Source organism: Paenibacillus silagei, from assembly GCF_017874735.1.
Taxonomy (GTDB): domain Bacteria; phylum Bacillota; class Bacilli; order Paenibacillales; family Paenibacillaceae; genus Paenibacillus_AQ; species Paenibacillus_AQ silagei.
Genome location: NZ_JAGGLV010000040.1, coordinates 1 through 21482, shown reverse-complemented (window position 1 = coordinate 21482; position 21482 = coordinate 1). Strand labels below are relative to the sequence as shown.

At 46.5% G+C, this 21482-nt stretch carries 19 protein-coding genes; 17 read left to right on the top strand and 2 right to left on the bottom strand.

What is annotated here, in order from left to right:
* The first annotated feature begins 56 nt into the window (after positions 1–56).
* The 12 genes from J2Z70_RS31980 to glmS all read left to right on the top strand — a co-directional run bounded on the left by J2Z70_RS31980 (position 57) and on the right by glmS (position 13339).
* Positions 57–374 (top strand): hypothetical protein, encoded by a 318-nt coding sequence (locus J2Z70_RS31980; protein WP_036724518.1) that lies wholly within the window; start codon positions 57–59, stop codon positions 372–374.
* Position 375: 1 nt separating this feature from the next.
* Positions 376–573: a hypothetical protein gene (locus tag J2Z70_RS31975; protein ID WP_036696237.1), complete on the top strand. Its 198-nt coding sequence runs from the start codon at positions 376–378 to the stop codon at positions 571–573.
* Positions 560–952 (top strand): hypothetical protein, encoded by a 393-nt coding sequence (locus tag J2Z70_RS31970; RefSeq protein ID WP_209879649.1) that lies wholly within the window; start codon positions 560–562, stop codon positions 950–952. Before J2Z70_RS31975 ends, J2Z70_RS31970 begins: the two co-directional genes overlap by 14 nt.
* On the top strand, positions 924–1634 hold the full coding sequence (locus tag J2Z70_RS31965) for a M15 family metallopeptidase (protein WP_209879646.1): 711 nt from the start codon (positions 924–926) through the stop codon (positions 1632–1634). Before J2Z70_RS31970 ends, J2Z70_RS31965 begins: the two co-directional genes overlap by 29 nt.
* Positions 1634–1912 carry a holin gene (locus J2Z70_RS31960; RefSeq protein ID WP_209879696.1) on the top strand — a complete coding sequence of 93 codons (279 nt, stop codon included), beginning with the start codon at positions 1634–1636 and terminating at the stop codon, positions 1910–1912. The genes J2Z70_RS31965 and J2Z70_RS31960 overlap by 1 nt, the downstream gene beginning before the upstream one ends.
* A gap of 299 nt (positions 1913–2211) precedes the next feature.
* Complete coding sequence (gene ppc, locus J2Z70_RS31955; RefSeq protein ID WP_209879643.1) at positions 2212–5004, top strand: phosphoenolpyruvate carboxylase; 2793 nt, start codon at positions 2212–2214, stop codon at positions 5002–5004.
* A 618-nt stretch (positions 5005–5622) separates the two neighbouring features.
* A complete protein-coding gene (gene sigW, locus J2Z70_RS31950; protein WP_036696241.1) occupies positions 5623–6189 on the top strand; it encodes an RNA polymerase sigma factor SigW in 567 nt (188 codons plus the stop codon).
* A gap of 99 nt (positions 6190–6288) precedes the next feature.
* A complete protein-coding gene (locus tag J2Z70_RS31945; protein WP_036724508.1) occupies positions 6289–6903 on the top strand; it encodes an anti-sigma factor family protein in 615 nt (204 codons plus the stop codon).
* A gap of 211 nt (positions 6904–7114) precedes the next feature.
* The gene (gene cdaA, locus J2Z70_RS31940) at positions 7115–7948 is read left to right on the top strand and encodes a diadenylate cyclase CdaA (protein ID WP_036724507.1); all 834 of its coding nucleotides are present in this window, start codon (positions 7115–7117) and stop codon (positions 7946–7948) included.
* On the top strand, positions 7941–9395 hold the full coding sequence (locus J2Z70_RS31935; RefSeq protein ID WP_209879640.1) for a CdaR family protein: 1455 nt from the start codon (positions 7941–7943) through the stop codon (positions 9393–9395). The genes cdaA and J2Z70_RS31935 overlap by 8 nt, the downstream gene beginning before the upstream one ends.
* A 112-nt stretch (positions 9396–9507) precedes the next feature.
* Entirely contained in the window at positions 9508–10848 is a 1341-nt protein-coding gene (gene glmM / locus J2Z70_RS31930) for a phosphoglucosamine mutase (RefSeq protein WP_209879636.1), read from the top strand.
* A 658-nt stretch (positions 10849–11506) separates the two neighbouring features.
* On the top strand, positions 11507–13339 hold the full coding sequence (gene glmS / locus J2Z70_RS31925; RefSeq protein WP_036724505.1) for a glutamine--fructose-6-phosphate transaminase (isomerizing): 1833 nt from the start codon (positions 11507–11509) through the stop codon (positions 13337–13339).
* Between the two features lie 313 nt (positions 13340–13652).
* Here glmS and J2Z70_RS31920 read toward each other — a convergent pair whose 3' ends face one another.
* Positions 13653–14090, bottom strand: a complete 438-nt coding sequence (locus J2Z70_RS31920) for a hypothetical protein (protein WP_209879635.1) — start codon at positions 14088–14090, stop codon at positions 13653–13655.
* A 598-nt stretch (positions 14091–14688) separates the two neighbouring features.
* On the opposite strand from J2Z70_RS31920, the gene J2Z70_RS31915 reads away from it, so the two are divergent.
* The 4 genes from J2Z70_RS31915 to J2Z70_RS31900 all read left to right on the top strand — a co-directional run bounded on the left by J2Z70_RS31915 (position 14689) and on the right by J2Z70_RS31900 (position 19473).
* Entirely contained in the window at positions 14689–16662 is a 1974-nt protein-coding gene (locus tag J2Z70_RS31915) for an ATP-dependent nuclease (protein ID WP_342593076.1), read from the top strand.
* On the top strand, positions 16647–17069 hold the full coding sequence (locus tag J2Z70_RS31910) for a UvrD-helicase domain-containing protein (protein WP_209879628.1): 423 nt from the start codon (positions 16647–16649) through the stop codon (positions 17067–17069). The genes J2Z70_RS31915 and J2Z70_RS31910 overlap by 16 nt, the downstream gene beginning before the upstream one ends.
* A complete protein-coding gene (locus J2Z70_RS31905) occupies positions 17066–18673 on the top strand; it encodes a UvrD-helicase domain-containing protein (protein ID WP_209879626.1) in 1608 nt (535 codons plus the stop codon). Before J2Z70_RS31910 ends, J2Z70_RS31905 begins: the two co-directional genes overlap by 4 nt.
* A gap of 290 nt (positions 18674–18963) precedes the next feature.
* Positions 18964–19473 (top strand): P-loop nucleotide/nucleoside kinase family protein, encoded by a 510-nt coding sequence (locus J2Z70_RS31900; RefSeq protein ID WP_209879623.1) that lies wholly within the window; start codon positions 18964–18966, stop codon positions 19471–19473.
* Here J2Z70_RS31900 and J2Z70_RS31895 read toward each other — a convergent pair.
* The gene (locus J2Z70_RS31895) at positions 19466–20374 is read right to left on the bottom strand and encodes an AraC family transcriptional regulator (RefSeq protein WP_209879621.1); all 909 of its coding nucleotides are present in this window, start codon (positions 20372–20374) and stop codon (positions 19466–19468) included. The genes J2Z70_RS31900 and J2Z70_RS31895 overlap by 8 nt on opposite strands.
* A gap of 180 nt (positions 20375–20554) precedes the next feature.
* On the opposite strand from J2Z70_RS31895, the gene J2Z70_RS31890 reads away from it, so the two are divergent.
* On the top strand, positions 20555–21292 hold the full coding sequence (locus J2Z70_RS31890; RefSeq protein ID WP_209879618.1) for an SDR family oxidoreductase: 738 nt from the start codon (positions 20555–20557) through the stop codon (positions 21290–21292).
* The last annotated feature ends 190 nt before the right edge of the window (positions 21293–21482 follow it).

Sequence of the window (21482 nt, the reverse complement as noted above, 5' to 3'; positions counted from 1 at the left end):
TCTTTTATAACTACTTATACAACTACTTTAATAACCACACAGAAGGGAGTGAAGCAATGGACAGCAACGATGTAGCGAATCTGGAGAAGCTGCTGCCGCTTGCGGATAAGTATGGACTGGCTTATATCATCGCTCTGATTCTGCTCATGATTATGCTTGTGCTTTTGCGGTCAATTGTGAAGGGGAATCTGGTGCCGCGTGAACTGCTGGAGCGTGCTGAGGAGGACCGGGACCGGCTGCAGAATATCCTCGACAAAGAGCGGTCAGACTTCATGGCACCCACGCTTGAAGTCTTACAGCGCTTGAAGATAGACCATTCCGCAGGCAGCCATACGGGTAGTACCAGTACTAATGAAGAAGACAGGGGGGGATAACGTGCTGAGTGCATGGATCAAGCGTCTATCGCCCCTGCACCGGGACAGAGAGCGGAGGCTGGCGCTGGCAGGACATAAGGTATCGCTCTCTATCCGCAGGTACAAGAATGTCTCTCAGGACATTCAGGATGAAATCAGGAACAACGGGTTCGCCGAGTTCCTAATCTATGATCGGGGGGCAGAAGATGAGCAGCATTGATATTGTGTTGTTACTGGCCTATTCTATATCCTTTATCTGTGCGCTGCTGCTGATGGCTGCGCTTTTTTTGTATTTCCGCCGAAGATTCCGGGTGCGCGTGGTCAGTCTGTTTATGCTGGCGGCGTTCTTTTTCCTCGGGGCGTATACGGTTAAAATGGCGGTGGCCTTCTGGATCAGATTCAGCTCCGCTCCCGTCCCGGACGCTATACGAAGCTCGCTGCAATCGAATGCCTGGGCTATTGCCCAGACGGGAACGACCCTAGGGCTAGTCATTCTAACCCTCTTGATGTACACCAGACGCCAGGATCTGTTCGTGGTCCTCTCTGAAATCAGGAAAGGGGAGGGATCGCATGATGACGCTAACTCAACTCCTGAATAAATCTGCTGCCCGGTTAAAAGGACTTCATCCCGCCGTCCTTGCCGCAGCGACTGCACTGATTGAACGTAGTTATGCTGTTGGAGTTCCCATTCTGATCACGCAAGGTCTGCGGACGATTGACGAACAGGATGCGCTCTATGCCCTGGGGCGAACTCGGCCGGGAGCAATCGTGACGAATGCGCGCGGCGGGTACAGCTATCACAATTATGGATTGGCGGCGGATTTTGCGCTGCTGCTTCCGGATGGTTCAAGTGTCTCTTGGGATATGAACAGGGATGAGAACCAGAATGGGATTCGGGATTGGCTGGAGGTGGTGCAGCACGCTAAGGCCATCGGGTTCGAATGGGGCGGCGACTGGAACAGCTTCAAGGATTACCCGCATCTGCAGATGAGCTTCGGATTAAGTCTGGCAGATCTGCGAACGGGGAAAAAGCCTACGGCTGCGGCCGTGGAGGCGGTGGTTGAACGCATCAAGCCCAAGGAGGAACAAGCGATGAGGACTCAGATGAAAGTTGCAGTACAGGTGAATGGCAGGAAGATTGCCGACGGGTGGCTGGAGAATGGGGTGACCTATGTTCCTGCACGTAAAATTGCGGAGGCACTGGGCGCTCAGATTGCCTACCATCCGGCTGCCAACACCGTTGATATCACCACCATCCCGCAGAAAGGAGCAATCTCATGATGAACAGCGAACTGCTGGATAATGTATTGGCTTTTGCCTCCATCCTGTCAGTCTTTATTCTTGCCCTAGTGCAGCTGATCAAAAATAATACCCATTTGCCGCGTAACAGCATCCCCTTTATCGGACTGGGCATCGGGCTGCTGGTTGGAGCGGCGGCGTATCCTTTTACAGAGCTGGAGTTGACCTTGCGTCTATGGGCAGGCGGATTGGCCGGGTTATCGGCTACCGGATTATTCGAATTGGCATTCAACAACCGCTCAGGCCACACAATGAAATAAAAGTTAACCTGCGATGAACGGCCGGCTCTGCGGAGCTGGCTTTTTTTGTCGTTTTACGTCATATAACTTCACATGAACACTGCATAAAGTACATATCAAAGAGAGAATATACCAGGAAGAAATACATAATTTTTTGGGACTGCATAAATGGCCGGTTTGGTGTATAATCGAAATCACTGCACTGCTTTACCGCGCAATAAAGTTGAAGATTTCCGGGCGGTTTTATTGTATGATATGAGGAAGCTTTTCAAATAGACAATGTTAAGAGCATTGATCCGGAAGAGGATGGGGGGAGCAGCATGACCGAACTTACGACTACCGTTAGCAAAAGCAACTCCAACAATCTGCTGCGGCGGGACGTACGGTTCCTGGGGAACATACTGGGCGAAGTCTTGGTACACCAAGGCGGCAACGAACTGCTGGATATTGTGGAGAAAATCCGGGAGACCAGCAAATCGCTGCGCTCATTGTTTTTGCCTGAACTGCACAACGAATTTAAAGAGCTGATTAGCTCACTGGACCCGGAGAATCGCCATCAGGTGATCCGTGCCTTTGCGATTTATTTCCAGCTGGTGAATATCGCCGAGCAGAACCACCGGATTCGCCGTAAACGCGACTACGAACGTTCTGCCGGGGAGACTGTACAGCCGGGGTCGATTGAGAGCGCGGTTCAGGAGCTTCGCGAACGGGATTTCTCCCACGAAGAGGTTCTTGAGATTATGAGCGGCATGTCACTCGAGCTGGTTATGACCGCTCACCCTACTGAAGCTATGCGCCGTGCGATTCTCGATATCCACAAACGGATCTCCGACGACGTCATGGGCTTGGATAATCCGACGCTAACGTTCCGCGAACGGGAACAGCTCCGGGAGAAGCTGCTGAATGAGGTTATTACCTTGTGGCAGACCGATGAACTGCGTGACCGCAAGCCAACGGTGCTGGATGAAGTGCGTAACGGGATGTATTACTTCCATGAGACGATTTTTGAAGTGCTGCCGGATGTATATCAGGAGCTTGAGCGCTGTCTGAGCAAATATTATCCGGGCCAGAACTGGCATGTGCCGACCTATCTGCGTTTCGGTTCATGGATCGGGGGAGACCGCGACGGCAACCCTTCCGTGAAGGCATCCGTTACCTTGCAGACCCTCCGTTTGCAGCGTAAGCTGGCTATTCGTGAATACCAGCGTATTATGCGCGAGCTGATGCAGTACCTGAGCTTTAGTACAAGCATTGTGAATGTGACGCCGGAACTGCTGGAATCCATTGAGGCAGATCGGAATATTATCAATCTTAACCGGGTCGATGCCTGGCGTAATGATAACGAGCCTTACCGGATTAAGCTCAGCTATATGATCTCCAAGACACAGAATGTGCTGGACGATGAGAAAAAAGGAACACCAGAGCGCTACGCATCCCCGGCTCAATTCATCGACGACCTGAACGTGATTGACCGCAGCCTGCGGCATCACTACGCCGATTATGTAGCAGATACCTACATTAAGAAGCTGATTCGTCAGGTGGAGCTGTTCGGCTTCCACACCTCTACGCTGGATGTCCGCCAGCACAGCCAGGAGCATGAGAATGCAATGACAGAGGTTCTGGCCAAGATGAATGTTACACCGGATTACTCCAAGCTGTCGGAGCAAGAGAAGATTGTGCTGCTGGAGAAGCTGCTGAATGATCCGCGTCCGCTGACTTCCCCTTACCAGTCGTATAGTGAAGGGACAGAGGAATGCCTGGCGGTATACCGTGCGATCTATGAGGCGCAGGAGGAATACGGCAAGCAGTGTATCACAAGCTATCTGATCAGTATGGCGGAGGCGGCAAGCGATATTCTGGAGGTTATGGTCTTCTCCAAGGAAGTCGGCTTGTTCCGCAAAGACAACGACGGTACGGTAGTCTGTACTCTGCAGGCTGTGCCGCTGTTCGAAACGATTGACGACCTGCATGATGCGCCGCAGATTATGCGTACACTGCTCAACATGCCGATCTACCGCGATGCGGTCCGTGCGATGAATGATCTGCAGGAGATTATGCTGGGATATTCCGACAGTAATAAAGACGGCGGCGTCGTTACCGCGAACTGGGAGCTGCGTGTGGCCCTGAAGCAGATCACAGCGACTGCCGATGAGTTCGGCATTAAGCTGAAATTCTTCCATGGACGGGGCGGCGCCCTCGGGCGCGGCGGTATGCCGCTCAACCGGAGCATTCTGGCCCAGCCGGCTTCCACCATCGGCGGCGGGATTAAGATTACCGAGCAGGGCGAGGTTATCTCCTCCCGGTATTCGATGAAAGGCATTGCTTACCGCAGTCTGGAGCAGGCGACATCCGCTCTGATTACGGCCGCTATTCATGCCAGATCGCCGCAAGCGGATCTGTACGAGGCCAAGTGGGATGAGATTATTGCCCGTATCTCTGAAGTCTCGCTGAACAAGTATCAGGATCTGATCTTCCGTGATCCGGATTTCCTGACGTATTTCAAAGAATCAACCCCGCTGCCGGAGGTAGGCGAGCTGAATATCGGCTCACGCCCTTCGAAGCGGAAGAATAGCGAGCGCTTCGAGGACCTGCGTGCGATTCCTTGGGTATTCGCTTGGACGCAGAGCCGTTATCTGCTTCCAGCATGGTATGCCGCCGGAACCGGTCTGCAGAGCTTCTATGAGGGCAAGGAAGAGAATATGAAGATCATGCAGCATATGTATGCGAACTTCTCATTCTTCACGACCCTGATCGATACGCTGCAGATGGCTATTGCGAAGGCGGATCTTGTTATCGCCAAGGAATACGCCGGAATGGGCAAGAACGAGGAAGCACGTGCGCGAATCTTCGGCCAGATTGAGGCTGAGTTCAAGCTGACCTCCGAGCTGATTCTCCAGATTACCGGCCAGCAGGACATTCTGGATAATGTTCCGGTCATTCAGGAATCCATCCGCCTGCGTAATCCGTATGTTGATCCGCTCAGCTACCTCCAGGTTCAGCTCCTCGCCGAGCTTCGCGCCCTGCGTGAGGCTGAGGGGGATGACGCTGAGCTGCTGCGTGAGGTACTGCTCACGATCAATGGTATTGCTGCCGGTCTTCGGAATACCGGCTGATGGTTTGTGAGCACCCGCTCTGACGATATTGATCTAAAAAGTCGGCGAAGCCGCTTTAAGGTCTGGAACTCAAAGTCGGCGAAGCCGCTTTAAGATTTTGAATGCGTTGTTCTTCAACCCTGTTCCCCCCTTACCAAGAGGAGGGACGGGGTTTTTGCCGTTCCAGGGAGGCCGGGAGTCGCAGACCCGGCCGAGCCCATGCCCCACCCCATTGTTGCCTGAGATATACTTTGGGCAACAAGAAAAGCAGTGGGGGGGAACCCAGGCTGATGGAGGGGGCGGAGAAGAATTTTGGAACTGTAGGAGCGATAGCGTTCGCCTTTATTGGCAGATTTCAACCGCAGCTAGCGGTTCCAATCAGGAAATCTGACGGGTAACAGCGACCGGAAGTCCAAATGTTCTGCGCAGCCCCCGACTAATCAGCCGCCAGGGGGGCCAGGGGGTTCCTCCAGCGATCAGCCGCCAGCAACCCGGCAGCAAGCTTTTCCAGCACATTATATAGAAGGTAACAATACAAACCTTGATTTTTGCAAGCACATGATTTACGATTTAAATGCTTGTACCGTGGTCTTCGAAGAGCTGAAAGTCCAAGGGCGGCAAGTCTGGGGGAGTTAACAGGTGGAGAATCTGGAAGGCAGACTGACAAAGCTCGCCCTGAAGGGTGACCAAAGGGCATTTGCCGAGCTTGTGGAACTATATAAAGACAAAATTTATCATTTGGCTTACCGTATGCTGAATAACCGCCATGAGGCGGAGGATGTTGTTCAGGAGACTTTTTTGCGCGTCTACAGAAATTTGGACAGGTATGATGATAAGCAGAAGTTCTCGACATGGATCTACCGGATTGGCACGAACCTCTGCATTGACCGGCTGCGTAAGCGTCGCCCGACCTATTCCCTGGATGCCGAGATGAACGACCAGGAGGGGATTGACGGGTATTCGATGATTCCGAGTGATAATGTGACCCCGGAGACGGAGTTGCTGCTCTCTGAGACACAGAGACTCATCTATGAAGCCATCGACAGCCTGCCCGTGAAGTACAGGTCGGTTATGATTCTGCGCTATCTTCAGGATTTGTCGCTTCAGGAGATCGGCGATGTGCTGGATATGCCTGTAACGACGATTAAGACCCGGGTGCATCGTGGCCGTGAGTTTTTACGTAAGAAGTTAGGACCCAAATTGTAAAAATAGATTATTTTTTATGAAACTCCTGCATTGCAGGGACGTATGTAAGTTAAGCAAGTCTTATGCACTAAATTAGCACGTATGAAAGGATTGGCTCCTATGGAATGCAAACTGGCCGTCTCTATGATGCACGACTACCTGGATGACGACTTGCCCGACCTGCAGCAGAGGGAATTGAAGGAGCATCTTTTATCCTGTACGGAGTGCCGTGCGAGGTTCAAAGAACTGGAACAGACCGATATGCTGATGTTTTCCCTGATGCACCAGACACCTGTGGCCTCGGAGGATTTGGTTGGCCGGATTATGGATTCATTACCGAAACCCAAGAAGGAAAGAGCCTTCATCACCTGGATCAAGCGACATCCGGCCCTGACGGCGGCGTCTATGTTCATTCTTGTGATGCTGATGAGCTCCGTAACCTTTTGGAATCAGGATCGGCAGCTTGTGGTTAGAGGGGCAGACCTCGACCAGGTTGTGATCAAGGGGAATACGGTGATTGTACCCTCCGGCAAAATTATCTCCGGCGATCTGACGGTGGAGAACGGTAAGACTCAAGTCTACGGGGAAGTCAACGGGAACGTAACGGTCATCGACGGCTCGCTGTATCAGGCTTCAACCGCCCATATCTCCGGGCAAGTCAAAAGTATAGACCAAGCCGTAAGCTGGATCTGGTATAAAGTGACGAACATGTTCTCTGAAGTTGCCTACCGATAGCTAAATGTTGGTCGCTTGTAGCAGATAACTCATTTGCGCCTCTTTTTCCGGAAAGATGGCGCTTTTTTGTTGCCTGAAATGACAGGTTCATCAATTTACCAGCCGCCAAACTTGCAACCGGAGGCGTAACGTTATAACCTAGAATAAGATTCAAGCTTAACAGACAATTTACATAAACCCAGTTAATTTGAAATCACGGGGGTTTTCGGCCATGAGCTACTTTACCGACCTTACATGGAAAGAATCCATTAAAGATATAATTGATATTCTAATTGTCAGCTACATTATCTATAAAGTGCTCAATATGGTGCGCGGGACGCGGGCGGTTCAACTGCTGAAGGGGATTATGGTCCTGGTCGTCATCTGGGGCGGCAGTACTCTACTGGATCTGTATACCCTGAGGTGGCTGATGAACCAGGTGTTTACTTTTGGGATACTCGCGATTTTTATTATTTTTCAGCCGGAGCTGCGGCGGGGGCTGGAACAGCTCGGCCGGGGCAAGTTCTTCGGGCGGAATGCGGAGAATGATGAGGAGATCAGTAAATTAATCGGTGAAGTGATTAAAGCCGTGAATTATCTGGCTGTCCGCAAAATCGGGGCATTGATCGTATTCGAACGGGCCACGGGGCTTAATGAATATACGGAATCCGGGATCGCCATGCGCTCTGAGGTCAGCTCCGAGCTGCTGATTAATATCTTCATCCCCAATACGCCGCTGCATGACGGAGCGCTGATTATGCAGGGAGGCCAGATCGCTGCGGCAGCCTGTTACCTGCCGCTCTCGGAGAATCCGTTCATCAGCAAGGAGCTGGGAACCCGGCACCGGGCCGCAATCGGTATCAGTGAAGTGGCAGACTCGGTGTCTGTGGTCGTCTCTGAGGAGACCGGCCTGATCTCGCTGGCCATCAATGGACAAATTGTCCGGGATATCAAGGAAGAGTCCCTGATCTCGAAGCTGCACCAAGAGCTGAGCGCAACCAGCTCGCCCCTGATGGAGAAGAGCTCCGCTTTCTGGAAACGGAGGGGGAATAAAGACAATGGATAAATGGATGAAGAACAATAACTTCAACAAGATCCTTGCCCTGGCTCTGGGGATTATTCTGTGGACCATTGTGCATGTGGATACAGCGCCAACGTACCAGACTACGGTTAATACCGAATCGAAGACGATTGAGAATGTCAAAGTGGAGATTGAAGGCTTCGACAGTGAGAATTATGTACTGACCAAGGATGTGGACAGCGTCAGGATGGAAGTAAGAGGCAAGAAGTCCGATCTGACCTACAAGTTCTCCGATGCCTATCGGGTATGGCTGGATCTGAAGGATGTGAAGCCCGGTGATAACACGCTTCCGCTGATGTATTCAACTCCAAGCGGTGTAACCCTGGATGATATGGTCCCGAATCAGGTGAATGTGCATATCGAGGCGCGGACGACGAAGTCTTTTCCCGTCTCGCTGAATATTACGGGAGAGCCGGCAGCAGGCTATGAAGTAGGCAGTCCTGTGATTGACCCGGTATCCGTGGAGGTTACTCTTCCGGCAAGTGATCTTGGACGGGTAGCGAAGGTGCAGGGGAAGGTGGAACTGGAGGGGCAGAATGAGACTTTTAGTGAGAAGAGGCTGAAACTCTTTGCTCTGGACAGTAAGGGGAATGAGCTGGAGGATGCGGTCATTGAACCCTCTACAGTAGCGGTAGAAGTGCCTGTTACCCTCCCGTCCAAAACCTTGCCGCTGGACATCAGCTTCACCGGCAGTCTGCCTGGTTCACTAGTGCTGTCCAGGGTAACGCCTGAACAGGATATGGTAACGGTGTACGGCAGTGCAGAGACCCTTAAGACCTTATCCTCGTATGAGGCTGTCCTGGATTTGAGCGCTATCAAGAATGCGGGTACTGAGCAGATGAAGCTGGAGCTTAAGCCGCCGGAGGGCACAGGCAGGATTGAACCTGCGGCAATGACCGTAGCGGTCTCTGCGGCGGAGATTACCCAGCGGACCCTCTCTGCTATCCCCATTAAGCTGGAGGGCGTCAGCAGCGGGCTGACAGCCCGTGTCATAGACCCTGGAAGCGCCACTATGGATCTGACCCTATCAGGTGCGCCAACACTGCTGGACCAGCTCGACCAGGATAGCATCAGTGTGGTTGCAGATGTCGTGGGGCTTACGGCCGGTGTTTACGATATTACGCTGCAGGTGTCGCTCCCCCGGTTCATTACCCTGGAGAATGCCGCCTCGCAGCTTGTTGCGAAGGTGGAGCTGGTAGCGCCTGCTGCTCCGGCCGCGACTGCCGTGCCGGACAGTAGCCCTATCCCGACGCCTACGCCGGAGCCCAGTGCTGAGCCTGCATCCGGGGACGAGACGCTCGTAGAGCCAACCCCGGAGCACACCACCGAGATTATAGAGGAGACCCCGACGCCGACACATATTCCGCCGGAGACTGCTGAACCAACGCCGCCCGCAAGCGGCAATAATGCCGACAGTACGGGCGGAACGTAACCTTCCGGGCATGTAAAAGTCTATTTATATGCACCTGACATACACGAATTATCGAATCATTCATACTATAATTTATTAAGCTGAAGCAGCGTATTCTAAAGGAGAAAAAAAGATGGGTAAGTATTTCGGAACAGATGGCGTACGCGGGGTGGCTAACCGTGAATTAACAGCAGAAATGGCCTACAGTATTGGACGCTGCGGGGGATATGTGCTGGCAGGAAATGTGGAAAAGCCTAAAGTGGTCATCGGCATGGATACACGGATCTCGGGTCCAATGCTGGAATCTTCACTCATTGCGGGTTTGTTGTCCATTGGGGCAGATGTGATCCGTCTGGGTGTAGTCTCTACACCTGCTGTTGCTTATATCACAAGATTGCTCCAGGCGGATGCCGGAGTGATGATCTCTGCTTCACATAATCCGGTGGAGGATAACGGAATCAAGTTCTTTGGCGGAGACGGCTTCAAGCTGACAGACGAAACGGAGCTGCGCATCGAGGAGTTGATGGATACCGAGCAGGATGAGCTGCCGCGTCCGGTAGGATCGGGTCTGGGCACGCTGCGGGTGGATGATCAAGCGAAATACCTCTACCTGGAGTATCTGAAGACCACCATCGACCAGAGCTTCAAGGGCACGAAGGTGGTGCTCGACTGCGCACACGGCGCAGCCTATGAGCTGGCGCCGCGATTGTTCAAGGAACTGGGCGCGGAAGTGATTGCCATTGGGGCAGAGCCGGACGGGCTTAATATCAATGACGGCTTCGGCTCCACACACCCGGAGACTCTGCGTGCAGAGGTGCTGCGCCATGGTGCGGATCTGGGACTTGCTTTTGACGGGGATGCGGACCGCCTGATTGCTATCGATGAGAATGGCGACGAGGTGGACGGCGACTTCATTCTCTGTATTTGCGGGGATGCGATGAACCGTGCAGGGAAGCTGAAGGATGGCACTATTGTATCTACAGTAATGAGTAACATCGGGTTCTACAAGGCGACAGAGAAGCTGTCCTTGAATACAGCGAAGACTGCGGTCGGTGACCGTTATGTGATGGAAGAGATGCGCCGCGGCGGCTATAATCTGGGCGGGGAACAATCCGGCCATGTGATTTTCCTGGATTATAATACTACAGGTGACGGAATTCTGACTGCGATTCAACTGGTGAATACCATGAAGTCTTCCGGCAAAAAGCTAAGCACACTGAAGTCCATGATGACTAAGTACCCGCAGGTGCTGGTCAATGTGCGCGTGCAGGACAAAACCAATTATCCGAATAATCCGGCCATTGAGGCCGCGATCATAGAAGTGGAAAGCAAGCTGGGCGACAACGGGCGTGTCCTGGTGCGTCCTTCGGGAACCGAGCCGCTGATCCGTGTAATGGCCGAAGGGCCGGACAAGGCGGAGCTGGATCTTTTTGTAGGGCAGATTGTTGAAGTGGTTCAGCGCGAGCTGGTGTAATCACTCACTGAAGTAGCAGGAACGGGTAGCCGGTGGATGGATCAATCCGATTCTTTCACCGGCTGAATGATTAATGTGGTCATGGCTGTTTGGAGAAAGTATGAAATGGATGAAAAAGGTTTTCTTCGCCACATCGTTGCAAAAACGTGTTGAGGTGCATATAATAGACTAAGTGTCATTCCAGAAGGAAAGCGGGGATTGTAAGGTTATTGCAACACAAGCGCCAGAGCTTGATCTTGCGCGGGAGAGAAGGGAGGACCGGTGGCTGCGTAAGCAGTACAGGACGGTCTGAACGGATCACGGCAGATGTAAGCTGACGAGGTGGAGGTGTTCGAAATGTTCGGCGGGGACCTCCCGGTGATGCACCAGAGCCGTAAATGGAAGCGGAAAATGCGAGGGCGACCTTGCACACAACGCTTTTGTGGGTGCTAACTTAAAGATGTACAAATCATGGGTATGCGCATTTGCAGGAACGCAGACGGTTCTGCCACGGCAGAGGAGAAGACTGTGCATAATCGTGACTAACGATGTAATTGACAGGTTATCATGTTGGGTGTAATGGACAACATCATATTTGCTTTTCTTCAAAACATGCCGCACGGCACGTTTCTTTCCTCATGCGCGCCTAATTACGATAAATTGGACGGAGGAAATTATAATGTGTGGTATTGTAGGATATATTGGTAATCAGAATTCGCAGGGGATCTTGGTAGAGGGTCTGAAGAAGCTGGAGTATCGCGGGTACGATTCCGCAGGGATTGCCGTATTCACGAAGGATGGTCTGCAGGTGGTAAAAGCACAGGGACGTATGGCGAACCTGGAATCCCGTCTGGATGCGACTCCACTGACAGGAAGTGCCGGCATCGGCCACACCCGCTGGGCTACACACGGCAAGCCGTCCGATGAGAACTCTCATCCTCACACTGACAACAGTCACAAATTCTCGGTAGTACACAACGGGATTGTCGAGAATTACCTGGATCTCAAGGAAGAGCTGATTGCCGGAGGATGCCACTTCACCTCAGAGACAGATACAGAAGTTATCTCCCACCTGATTGCCCGTGAGTACAAGGGAGATATCGTTAAGGCTGTACAGCAGGCGATTTCTTACATGCGCGGAGCGTTTGCCCTGGGTGTACTGACGGAATATGAACCGGATAAGCTGGTAGCTGTGCGTCAAGCCAGCCCGCTGATCATCGGTCTTGGAGAAGGCGAGAACTTTATCGGGTCCGACATTCCTGCACTGCTGGAATACACCCGTAACGTATATATTCTGAACGACGGCGAAATGGCTGTATTGACACGGGATGCTGTCGAACTGATGACGATTGAAGGCAACTTTATTTCTCGGGAAATGATTACTGTCGATTGGGATGCCGTTACCGCAGAAAAGGGCGGTTATGAGCACTTCATGCTGAAAGAAATCCACGAGCAGCCAAAGGCATACCGCGATACCATGCGCGGACGGATGAATGCGGAAGGCAACAAAGTCATTCTGCCTGAGCTTAACCTGACAGAAGAACAAATCAAGAACATCCGCAATATCCAGGTGGTAGCTTGCGGTACTGCATATAATGCCGGTCTGGTTGGACGTAACCTGATTGAGTCCCTGGTACGCATTCCTGTAGAGAATGATATTGCTTCGGAATACCGTTACCGTTCGCCAATCGTAACTCCCGAGACACTGGTTATTGTAGTCAGCCAATCGGGTGAAACTGCTGATACACTGGCTGCTCTTCGTGAAGGTCAAGCGAACGGAGCCCATGTGCTGGCGATCACCAACGTAGTAGGCAGCTCTATTGCCCGGGAAGCAGACAGTGTACTGGTTACGCTGGCTGGTCCAGAGATCGCTGTAGCCTCGACCAAAGCGTATACTTCCCAGCTGATCGCATTCACTTTGCTGGGTCTGTATCTGGCTGAAGTACGCGGCACACAGTCTGAGTCTGAGGTTACCAAGATTCTGGCCGCTATGCAGTCTCTGCCGGAGCAAGTAGAAGTCATTCTGAGTCAAAAAGACGCGATCAAAGCCTACGCTGAGCAAATCGCTGAGCACAAGCACCTGTTCTTCATCGGCCGCGGCGTGGATTACGCTGTAGCTCAGGAAGGCTCGCTGAAGCTCAAGGAAATCTCCTATATTCACTCCGAAGCCTATGCTGCGGGTGAACTGAAGCATGGTACCCTGGCACTGATCGAAGAAGGCGTTCCTGTCATCGCTCTGGCTACCCTGGAATCCGTGTTGGAGAAGACCGTCAGCAACATCAAAGAAGTGAAGGCCCGTGGCGCCCATGTCATGGCTATCACCCACGAAGAGCACAAAGACGACCTGCTCCGCTCCGTTGACCAGGTATTCGTGATCCCTCAGACCCTGCCGCTGCTGACCGCTGCGCTGTCTGTAGTTACCCTGCAGTTGCTGGCGTACTATGCGTCTCTGGCTCTGGGTCATGATGTCGATAAGCCAAGAAATCTTGCGAAGAGTGTTACTGTGGAGTAGGGGATAGGATTGGGTAACTTGGTTTGTTTGGTGGCATTAAAGTTAGTGTATAGGCATTAATGTAAGTATTTAGACACTAAAGTTAATGGCTTTACAAAATAGTGGGTTCTTGAAGCTAAATAGATCCACTAGAAATATACCGACATAAAAGTCCCGATGATTTTAAAAATCATCGGGACTTTATTAATGCGCCGGGGAAATAATTGAAATTACCTCACCAATGGAATGTCGCTGCGAATTGACTTTTTCAATTATCTACTTGCCAGTGCAAAGACCCCAAGTATTCATTTTTTACCTTTATTTGTTTGGTCTATTAAATATTCCAGCCAATATTTCTCAAAGCCCTTGCAATTATTTCGGCTTCCGATAATTTACCTATTTTTCGAAGTTCAACAACAAACAAAGGCCAGGGTGGGTGAATCGCCATATATGGATTTGAATCAGGACCAGTATACATTCCACCACCGGGACCTGTGTAAAGCCCACCACCAATGCCCGTATAAAGTCCACCACCAACGCCCGTATACAGCCCTCCGCCTACTCCAGAATAGGCACCACCTCCAATACCTGTGTACAACCCGCCACCAACGCCGGTATAGGCACCACCTCCGACACCCCTATACATACCACCGCCAATGCCGGTATAGGCACCACCCCCGACACCCGTATACATGCCGCCGCCTACACCGGTATAGGCACCGCCTCCTACACCTTTATACATATTTCGAACCCACAACTGAGCCTTGCTCATTGTCAATCCCCCAATAGTAATTTGATATAAGTCTTCATTATTTTACCATTACATTTCACGTTTTGTGGTCCCTCTCTTTCTTTCATGTGATGATAGCTAAAGAGAAGGCTGAGATCTTTTGATTTTCACTAGGTGAAGTAATAATACGAGGTAAGCGAAGAACAATGATGAATATTCACCATTAGTTGGCAATGCATTAGAGAGAGCGTACTGTGTAGGGGCAATTTATGAAGTTGATGCATTTCCTTTGACCGTAAGCCTACATTAGGCAAGCCTAACTTATACGTGGTTATAGATGTTTTTAGTAGGCTAATCGTATGGTATCATGTCAGCTTGGCACCTGAATCTTGGTTCGAAGATATAGTAGCTTTAGATCATGCAGCATCTAATAAAGTTGAATTTTGTGCTCGCTCCGGTATTCGAATTAAAGAAGAATGTGATCCGCAAACGGAATTAATTCACCAAGAATGAATGAGTGGATTAAGATATTTTAGTAGAAATTCATTTGGAATATCCAGCAGGTATTTGTAAATATTTGTCGAACATATTTAAATGGATCTTTATTTTTATCCAGGAAGTAAATACTAAATTTTTCTTAATGAGGGGTGACTTGATGCATATTAGTAAGATACATATGAAAAATTTCAGACTGTTAAAAGATACAACAATTGATATGAAAAATGACTTATCACTATTAATTGGAAGAAATAATAGTGGTAAGACTTCATTTTTATGTTTATTTGAAAAGTTTTATACACAAACTCGATTTAATTATAACGATTTTTCTTTATCTCTTAGAGATAAAATAAAAAAAATCGAGAGTAATACTGCTATTAATGAATTATCAATTCAAATGATATTAGAAATTAAATACGATGAAGAGGATGATCTAGAGAATATTTCTGAGTTTATATTAGATTTGGAACCAGATATGAATACTGTAAAAATAGTTTTTGAATGCTCAATTAATAAAATTAGACTTCTAAAGGATCTATCAACTATCGGAGAGAAAGATAGAGAGAAATACATAACAAAAAATATAGATAACTACTTAGAAGAAGAAGTTTATGTTTTTGAAGACTATAGTGATCTAGAGAGTATTAATAGACACAAACTTATTAAGAAGGACTTGAAAGCAATAAAAAAATTGATCAACTTTCAAATTATACATGCAAAACGGGATGTTTCTAGTTCCGAAGAAAATAGACAAAGCAAAAAAGCATTATCAATATTGACAACAAAATTTTTTAATAATAATAATAAAAATCCAAACGCTGATTTTACAAAAATAAATGAATTAATGATAGAAATGGATGGTAAACTTGATCTCAATTACAGTGAGTTTTTCGCCGCTTTTTTAAAGAACTCGAAAGAATTCTTGAATTTACAAAATTTACAGGTGGTTTCGAACTTACAATCCAAAGAACTACTTGAGAATTCTTCCCAAGTAGTTTATGGTATCGAAAATAATCATTTACCGGAACACTTAAATGGTTTGGGATATATGAATATATTATATCTATTATTAACAATAGAAATGAAAAAAGAAATTTTTATAAATGATAAAAAAGATATTAACTTATTATTTATAGAAGAACCAGAAGCGCATACCCACCCACAAATGCAGTATATCTTTGCAAGAAAAATTAAGAATATCCTATTAGAAATAAACAATCTTCAAACAGTAATTACTACACATTCATCCCATATCGTATCACAATGTGATTTTAAAGATATTAGATATTTGCTTAAAACAGAAGATGAAGAAAACATTGAGATAAAAAATTTCTATATAGAATTGAGCAAACGATATAAGGATAAAGAAGATTTTAAATTTTTAGAGCAATATTTAACTATTCAATCAGCCGAACTATTTTTTGCCAGCAAGATTATTTTTATTGAAGGTACTACTGAAAAGATACTTTTGCCTTATTTCATTAATAAATTTGACGAGCAAAATATCAAAATGGACAAATCATACATCCCATTAAATTCACAAAATATATCTGTGTTGGAAGTGGGCGCAAATGCAAAATCATTTCATGAGTTTATTGATTTTCTCAATATTAAAACCCTAATAATTACAGATATAGACACGACGAAAAAAAGTTATAATAAAAATAAAATTGTTTATCCAGCCTGTGAGGTATCGAAAGCACAGAACACTAGTAATTATACATTAAAACATTTTTTAAAAGCACCAGAGGGGCCAGACACAGTCGAATTTAAAGCGTGGCTTGAAAAATTAGTGAATAAAACATTGCCTAATCACAGTGAGAACATAAATATAGCTTATCAGGAGTTAGATGGGACCTATCATGGAAGAAGTTTTGAAGATGCATTTATACATTGTAACCTAGAGACAATAAAAAAGAAGAGAACAGAGTTGCAAGGGTTAAAAAGGAAAGAAGAGCTAGATGAGATTTTAAATATTTATGAATTAACGGAGGCTATTTTAGATAAAAAATCTGATTTTGCCTCCTCAATACTTTATTTAGCTTTAACTGATGAAGAAGTTGATTGGACTATTCCCTCTTACATTAAAGGAGGCCTATCATGGATAGCAAAGTAACACCAATTAACAAAATTAAAGTATGTATCGAGAGGAATGAAAATTTTGTACTACAAGGTGGTGCTGGAAGTGGTAAAACAGAGACATTAAAGCAACTGCTAGAATTTATATCAGAACATTATCCTGATAAAAAAATAGCATGTATTACACATACAAACCTTGCAGTTGATGAAATTAAATCAAGAGTGGGGGAACAATATACAGTTAGTACAATACATTCTTTTTTAAATAACCTAACAAAGGACTATAAAAAAAATATACAAAAAATAATGATGGATATTTTCAAATTAAATAGAATAGAACGAAAAGGTATTGAAAACTATCAAGATGATAAGCAACAAAAGAAAGAGGAACACGAGCATTATAAAAAAAACATTCTAAATACTTATCTAGATTATATACAGTGAATAAAGGTACTGCCTGTAAAATGGAGGGGAAAAGAGAATACGATAAAAATCCGGAATACTATAACGAAATTTTAAACAATGAAATTGATATTCTTAATAACCTGATATTAGAACAAATAGAGGCTAAAGATTGCAATATTATTAGATATAATGAAACAAGTTTTGATAATTTTAGAGACCTTACATATGGCCATGATGGCTTACTTGAGATAGCTTATAGCCTTTTTAAGAAATATAACTTACTAGGGAGAATACTACAGGATAAGTATGATTTTATATTTATTGATGAATACCAAGATACAAATCCAAAAATCATTGAAATATTTTTCAGACTATTACCTTCCTATAAGAAAACAATTATAGGATTATTTGGGGATTCGATGCAGGCTATTTATGAAGATGGTATTGGTGATGTTGAAAATTACATTAAGGAAGGTTCCATTATTAAAATTATTAAAGAAGATAACTATAGATGTTCAGAGCAGGTTGTTCAGTTTATTAATCAGTTGAGAAATGATGATTTAGAACAGCAAGTAGCTTTTAAGATGAATAAAGACGATATACTTGAAACTAAAGATGACAGACAAGGAACAGTTAAGCTTTATTATGGCATATATGATAACAAACCTAATGCATTTAGTAGTATAGATCATAAACATGATTATATGGAAGTATTAAATAAATTAGTGGAAGAAGCAAATAGAGGGCCAGAAGATTTTAGGATTCTCATGTTGACCAATAAATCTATTTCTGGAAAAGCTGGATTTGAAAATCTATATGATATTTTTAGTGCAAGGTATTTTGATCCAAAGGATACTATTGATAAACATTTATTATCCTTACAGCTACTTGAACTTGTTGAGCTCTGCAATGCTTACAAATCGAATAACTATAACTATGTACTTTCTAAAATTAAAAAATATGGATATTCAGTTAGGTATGTGAGAGATAAAGTGGAAATAAAGAAAAATTTCAATAAAATTCTTGAGTCAACTAAAGGTGCTTTGGATACATTGGAATTAGCTTTTGAATCGAAACTCTTAAAAAGAAGTGAAAAATTTTCCGAGTATTTGAGAAGAAAAGATACTTTTTTGAGTCAATTGAAAGAAAATGAAGAATATATAGAATTCAAGTTTCTATATCAAAAGGGAAATAATACTTATTCAAAAATGAGCAAGGCAACCAGTGATTGGGATGAAGACGAATTTAAAGAACTTGAGAGAAATTTACTAAAGGAAAATTTTTATGTTGATTTATTCTCAAAAAAAATAAAATTTAATGAAATTATTAATTATTATGATTATATGAACGAGAAAACTAAATTTATCACGATGCATAAAACAAAAGGGTCGGGTATTGATAATGTATTAGTTGTGTTAGATGAATATTTTTGGAATGCTTATGATTTTAAATCAATTTTTTGCTCTTCTGATGATAACGAAAAGAAAAAACATAAAAACCAAAAACTTATATATGTTGCATGTTCAAGAGCAAAAGTAAATCTGACTTGTGTAAAGCTTATCTCCAAAGATGAAGAACAAGATATTTTAAAGTGGTTTAAAGAGGCAGTAAAAGTTGAAGTAAAACAAGAACAATTGAAATGATATTCAAACAATTTTAATGTCACTGTACATTATTTTTGATTTAAAGCTGATATGAAAATATTATCGATTAAGTTAATTCATCTTGAGCCGTCCTGAGAAATTAGGTCGGCTCATTTTTGATGGAAAGATACAAAAAAATAAATCAAACTTCATCGTTAAATCCGGTAGAGTCTGCTATGATGTGTAAACGATTACATCCTGCGGGGCCTAAGGTAGTTAAGGTATCATCATTTTCAAAGAGACAGTAGGCAAAGAACAGTAAACAGGTTGTCATGAAGGAGGAAATCCATATGCTTTATATTTTCGGCGGGTTGCCGGGCACCGGTAAGTCTACATTAGCATCAGCTTTAGCAAGCGAACTTCGGGCACCGTATCTTCGGGTTGATGTCGTAGAACAGGCTATGCGCGTGGCCGGGGGTAAGGTTGATGGACCAGAGGGTTACATCGTTTGTTACGAGATAGCGAGGCAAAATCTCATTTTGGGTCTGGACGTGATCGCGGACACGGTCAATCCCATTCACTATACCCGCCAAGCTTGGCGTAATGTAGCAGAGTCTCTAGCAATTCCGTTTGTCGAAATCGAAGTGGTCTGTTCTGACGAATGTACACACAAGCATCGAATTACCACTCGTACAACGGATATTCCCGGCTTTACCCTCCCCACTTGGAGTGAGGTGAAGAACAGACATTACGAGGCTTGGGACCGTGACCACATCGTGATCGATACAGCGCATCAAACCGTGACGGAAAGCTGGATGTCGTTACGTGAACAGCTAAGTCTGAAGAAATTAGCTACTTAGATAACCCAAGAATCCCCTGAACATCCGACACCGGAGGTCTCCCATATTGCCGGGCGTATTCGCGGCTGAATTGGGAGGGGCTCTCATAGCCTACGCGGAAGGCGGCATCGGAGGCTTGGAGGGATTCGGTCAGCATGAGGCGGCGGGCTGCCTGCAAGCGGATGACCTTCTGGTATTGCAGCGGGCTCATGGCGGTGACGCGCTTGAAGTGCTTGTGGAAGGCGGAGGTGCTCATATTTACGGACTCTGCAAGCTGTTCAACGACAAGGGATTGATCGTACTGCTTAGTTATCACTTGGATAGCTTGAGCAATCCGGTGCGCATGGCTGCCGATGATGGCGAATTGATGCAGGTGTGCGCCTTGGTCACTCTGAAGAACGCGATACAGAATTTCGCGGATCACGAGCGGGGCCAGAATAGGAACATCCTGCGGCGCGTCGAGTAACTTGATAAGCCTTACAATAGCTTCGAGTAAGTGCTCAGAGGTTCGGGCCACGGTGATGCCAAGAGATGTTTCACCCGCAACAAGGGTGGAGTCCTCCATCTCTTTTACAATGTCCAGGATGGTGCCAGGATCGAAGCTTAGCTTGATGCCCAGAAACGGATGATCAGGCGAAGCTCCGGTTATTCTCCCGTTGATCGGCAGTTCAACCGAAGTGACCAGGTAAGTGGAAGGATCGTAATGATAAGTTTCGCTGGACAGGGTGGCTGCTTTGGCTCCTTGGGCAACGACACAGATCGACGGCTTATAGACAGACTCCAGCGGCTCTGCTACATCCGTGGCGTGCATCAACTGCAAGGAAGGAATATGCGTCTGGTAGGTGCCTGCAGATGGAGCATGGTGAAGGATTAGCGCAGCCAATTGCTGTAAAAGTTGCCCGGTCCGCAATGAATCGTTCAAGTTAAAAATCTCCTTTTTACATATACGTAGGGTTTGCTGTTAATCATAGCGATTAGAAGAGAAATAGGCAAGAAGAGAACAGGTCTGCTATAACGGGATGCTCTTCGATTGCGTTACAATGAATCCATAAGGTCAACAGATATTCATTCGGCCTAATTGAGATTAAGGAGAGTGGTCTAAGTGAGTCTGAACGGAAAAGTAGCCATCGTTACAGGTGCGTCACGGGGTATTGGAAGACAAATCGCCATTCAACTGGCCGGGTTAGGAATAAAAGTGGCTGTCAATTATTCATCTAACCCTGGGAAAGCAGACGAGGTTGTCCAAATCATTAAGGAATCTGGCGGGGAAGCGATAGCCATTCAAGGTGACGTAAGCAAGGTGAGTGAGGTCGAAGCACTGTTCTCGGAGACAATCGGGCAATTCGGGCGCATCGATATTTTGGTGAATAATGCCGGAGTTATGGAATGTGTGCCTATCGCAGACGTAACGGAGGAGATGTTCGACCGGCAATTTGCTGTCAATGTCAAAGGCACTTATTTCGCCTGCCAGCAAGCGATGAAGCATATGGAGCGGGGCGGAACAATTATCAACTTCTCGACCTCTGTATCGGGTGCAATGCTGCCAACCTATAGTGTCTATGCTGCAACCAAAGGGGCAGTCGAGCAGTTAACCCGCCAGTTAGCGAAGGAATTCGGAGTGAAGGATATCGTTGTGAATTGCGTCGCGCCTGGGCAAGTATCGACGGAGTTATTCCTGAACGGGAAATCTGAGGAGCTGGTGGATTCCTTCCGGCGGATGAATGCTTTTGGACGGCTTGGCGAGCCTGAGGATATTGCGAATGTGATCGACTTGCTTGTCAGTGACAAGGCCCGCTGGATCACCGGGCAGACGATTCGCGTCAACGGCGGATTCAACTGATCCAGATGATGAGTTCCTGCCTCTATCGCCTATGGTTTATAATGGATGAAAAGGAGGGGACGAAATGAAAAAAGGCATGTTGCTTGTTCTAAATGTAAGCGTGTTGATTTCCCAAAAAAAGGGACAAAAAAGGCCGCCATTTCGGGTAATGGTAAGTACGACCAAACCAAACCGAAATGAGGCGACCTCA

Coding starts and splice junctions, on each gene's coding strand:
- J2Z70_RS31980 (WP_036724518.1), top strand. CDS start 57: ATGGACAGCAACGATGTAGCGAATCTGGAGAAGCTGCTGCCGCTTGCG.
- J2Z70_RS31970 (WP_209879649.1), top strand. CDS start 560: ATGAGCAGCATTGATATTGTGTTGTTACTGGCCTATTCTATATCCTTT.
- J2Z70_RS31965 (WP_209879646.1), top strand. CDS start 924: ATGATGACGCTAACTCAACTCCTGAATAAATCTGCTGCCCGGTTAAAA.
- J2Z70_RS31960 (WP_209879696.1), top strand. CDS start 1,634: ATGAACAGCGAACTGCTGGATAATGTATTGGCTTTTGCCTCCATCCTG.
- ppc (WP_209879643.1), top strand. CDS start 2,212: ATGACCGAACTTACGACTACCGTTAGCAAAAGCAACTCCAACAATCTG.
- J2Z70_RS31945 (WP_036724508.1), top strand. CDS start 6,289: ATGGAATGCAAACTGGCCGTCTCTATGATGCACGACTACCTGGATGAC.
- cdaA (WP_036724507.1), top strand. CDS start 7,115: ATGAGCTACTTTACCGACCTTACATGGAAAGAATCCATTAAAGATATA.
- J2Z70_RS31935 (WP_209879640.1), top strand. CDS start 7,941: ATGGATAAATGGATGAAGAACAATAACTTCAACAAGATCCTTGCCCTG.
- glmM (WP_209879636.1), top strand. CDS start 9,508: ATGGGTAAGTATTTCGGAACAGATGGCGTACGCGGGGTGGCTAACCGT.
- glmS (WP_036724505.1), top strand. CDS start 11,507: ATGTGTGGTATTGTAGGATATATTGGTAATCAGAATTCGCAGGGGATC.
- J2Z70_RS31920 (WP_209879635.1), bottom strand. CDS start 14,090: ATGAGCAAGGCTCAGTTGTGGGTTCGAAATATGTATAAAGGTGTAGGA.
- J2Z70_RS31915 (WP_342593076.1), top strand. CDS start 14,689: ATGAGGGGTGACTTGATGCATATTAGTAAGATACATATGAAAAATTTC.
- J2Z70_RS31910 (WP_209879628.1), top strand. CDS start 16,647: ATGGATAGCAAAGTAACACCAATTAACAAAATTAAAGTATGTATCGAG.
- J2Z70_RS31900 (WP_209879623.1), top strand. CDS start 18,964: ATGCTTTATATTTTCGGCGGGTTGCCGGGCACCGGTAAGTCTACATTA.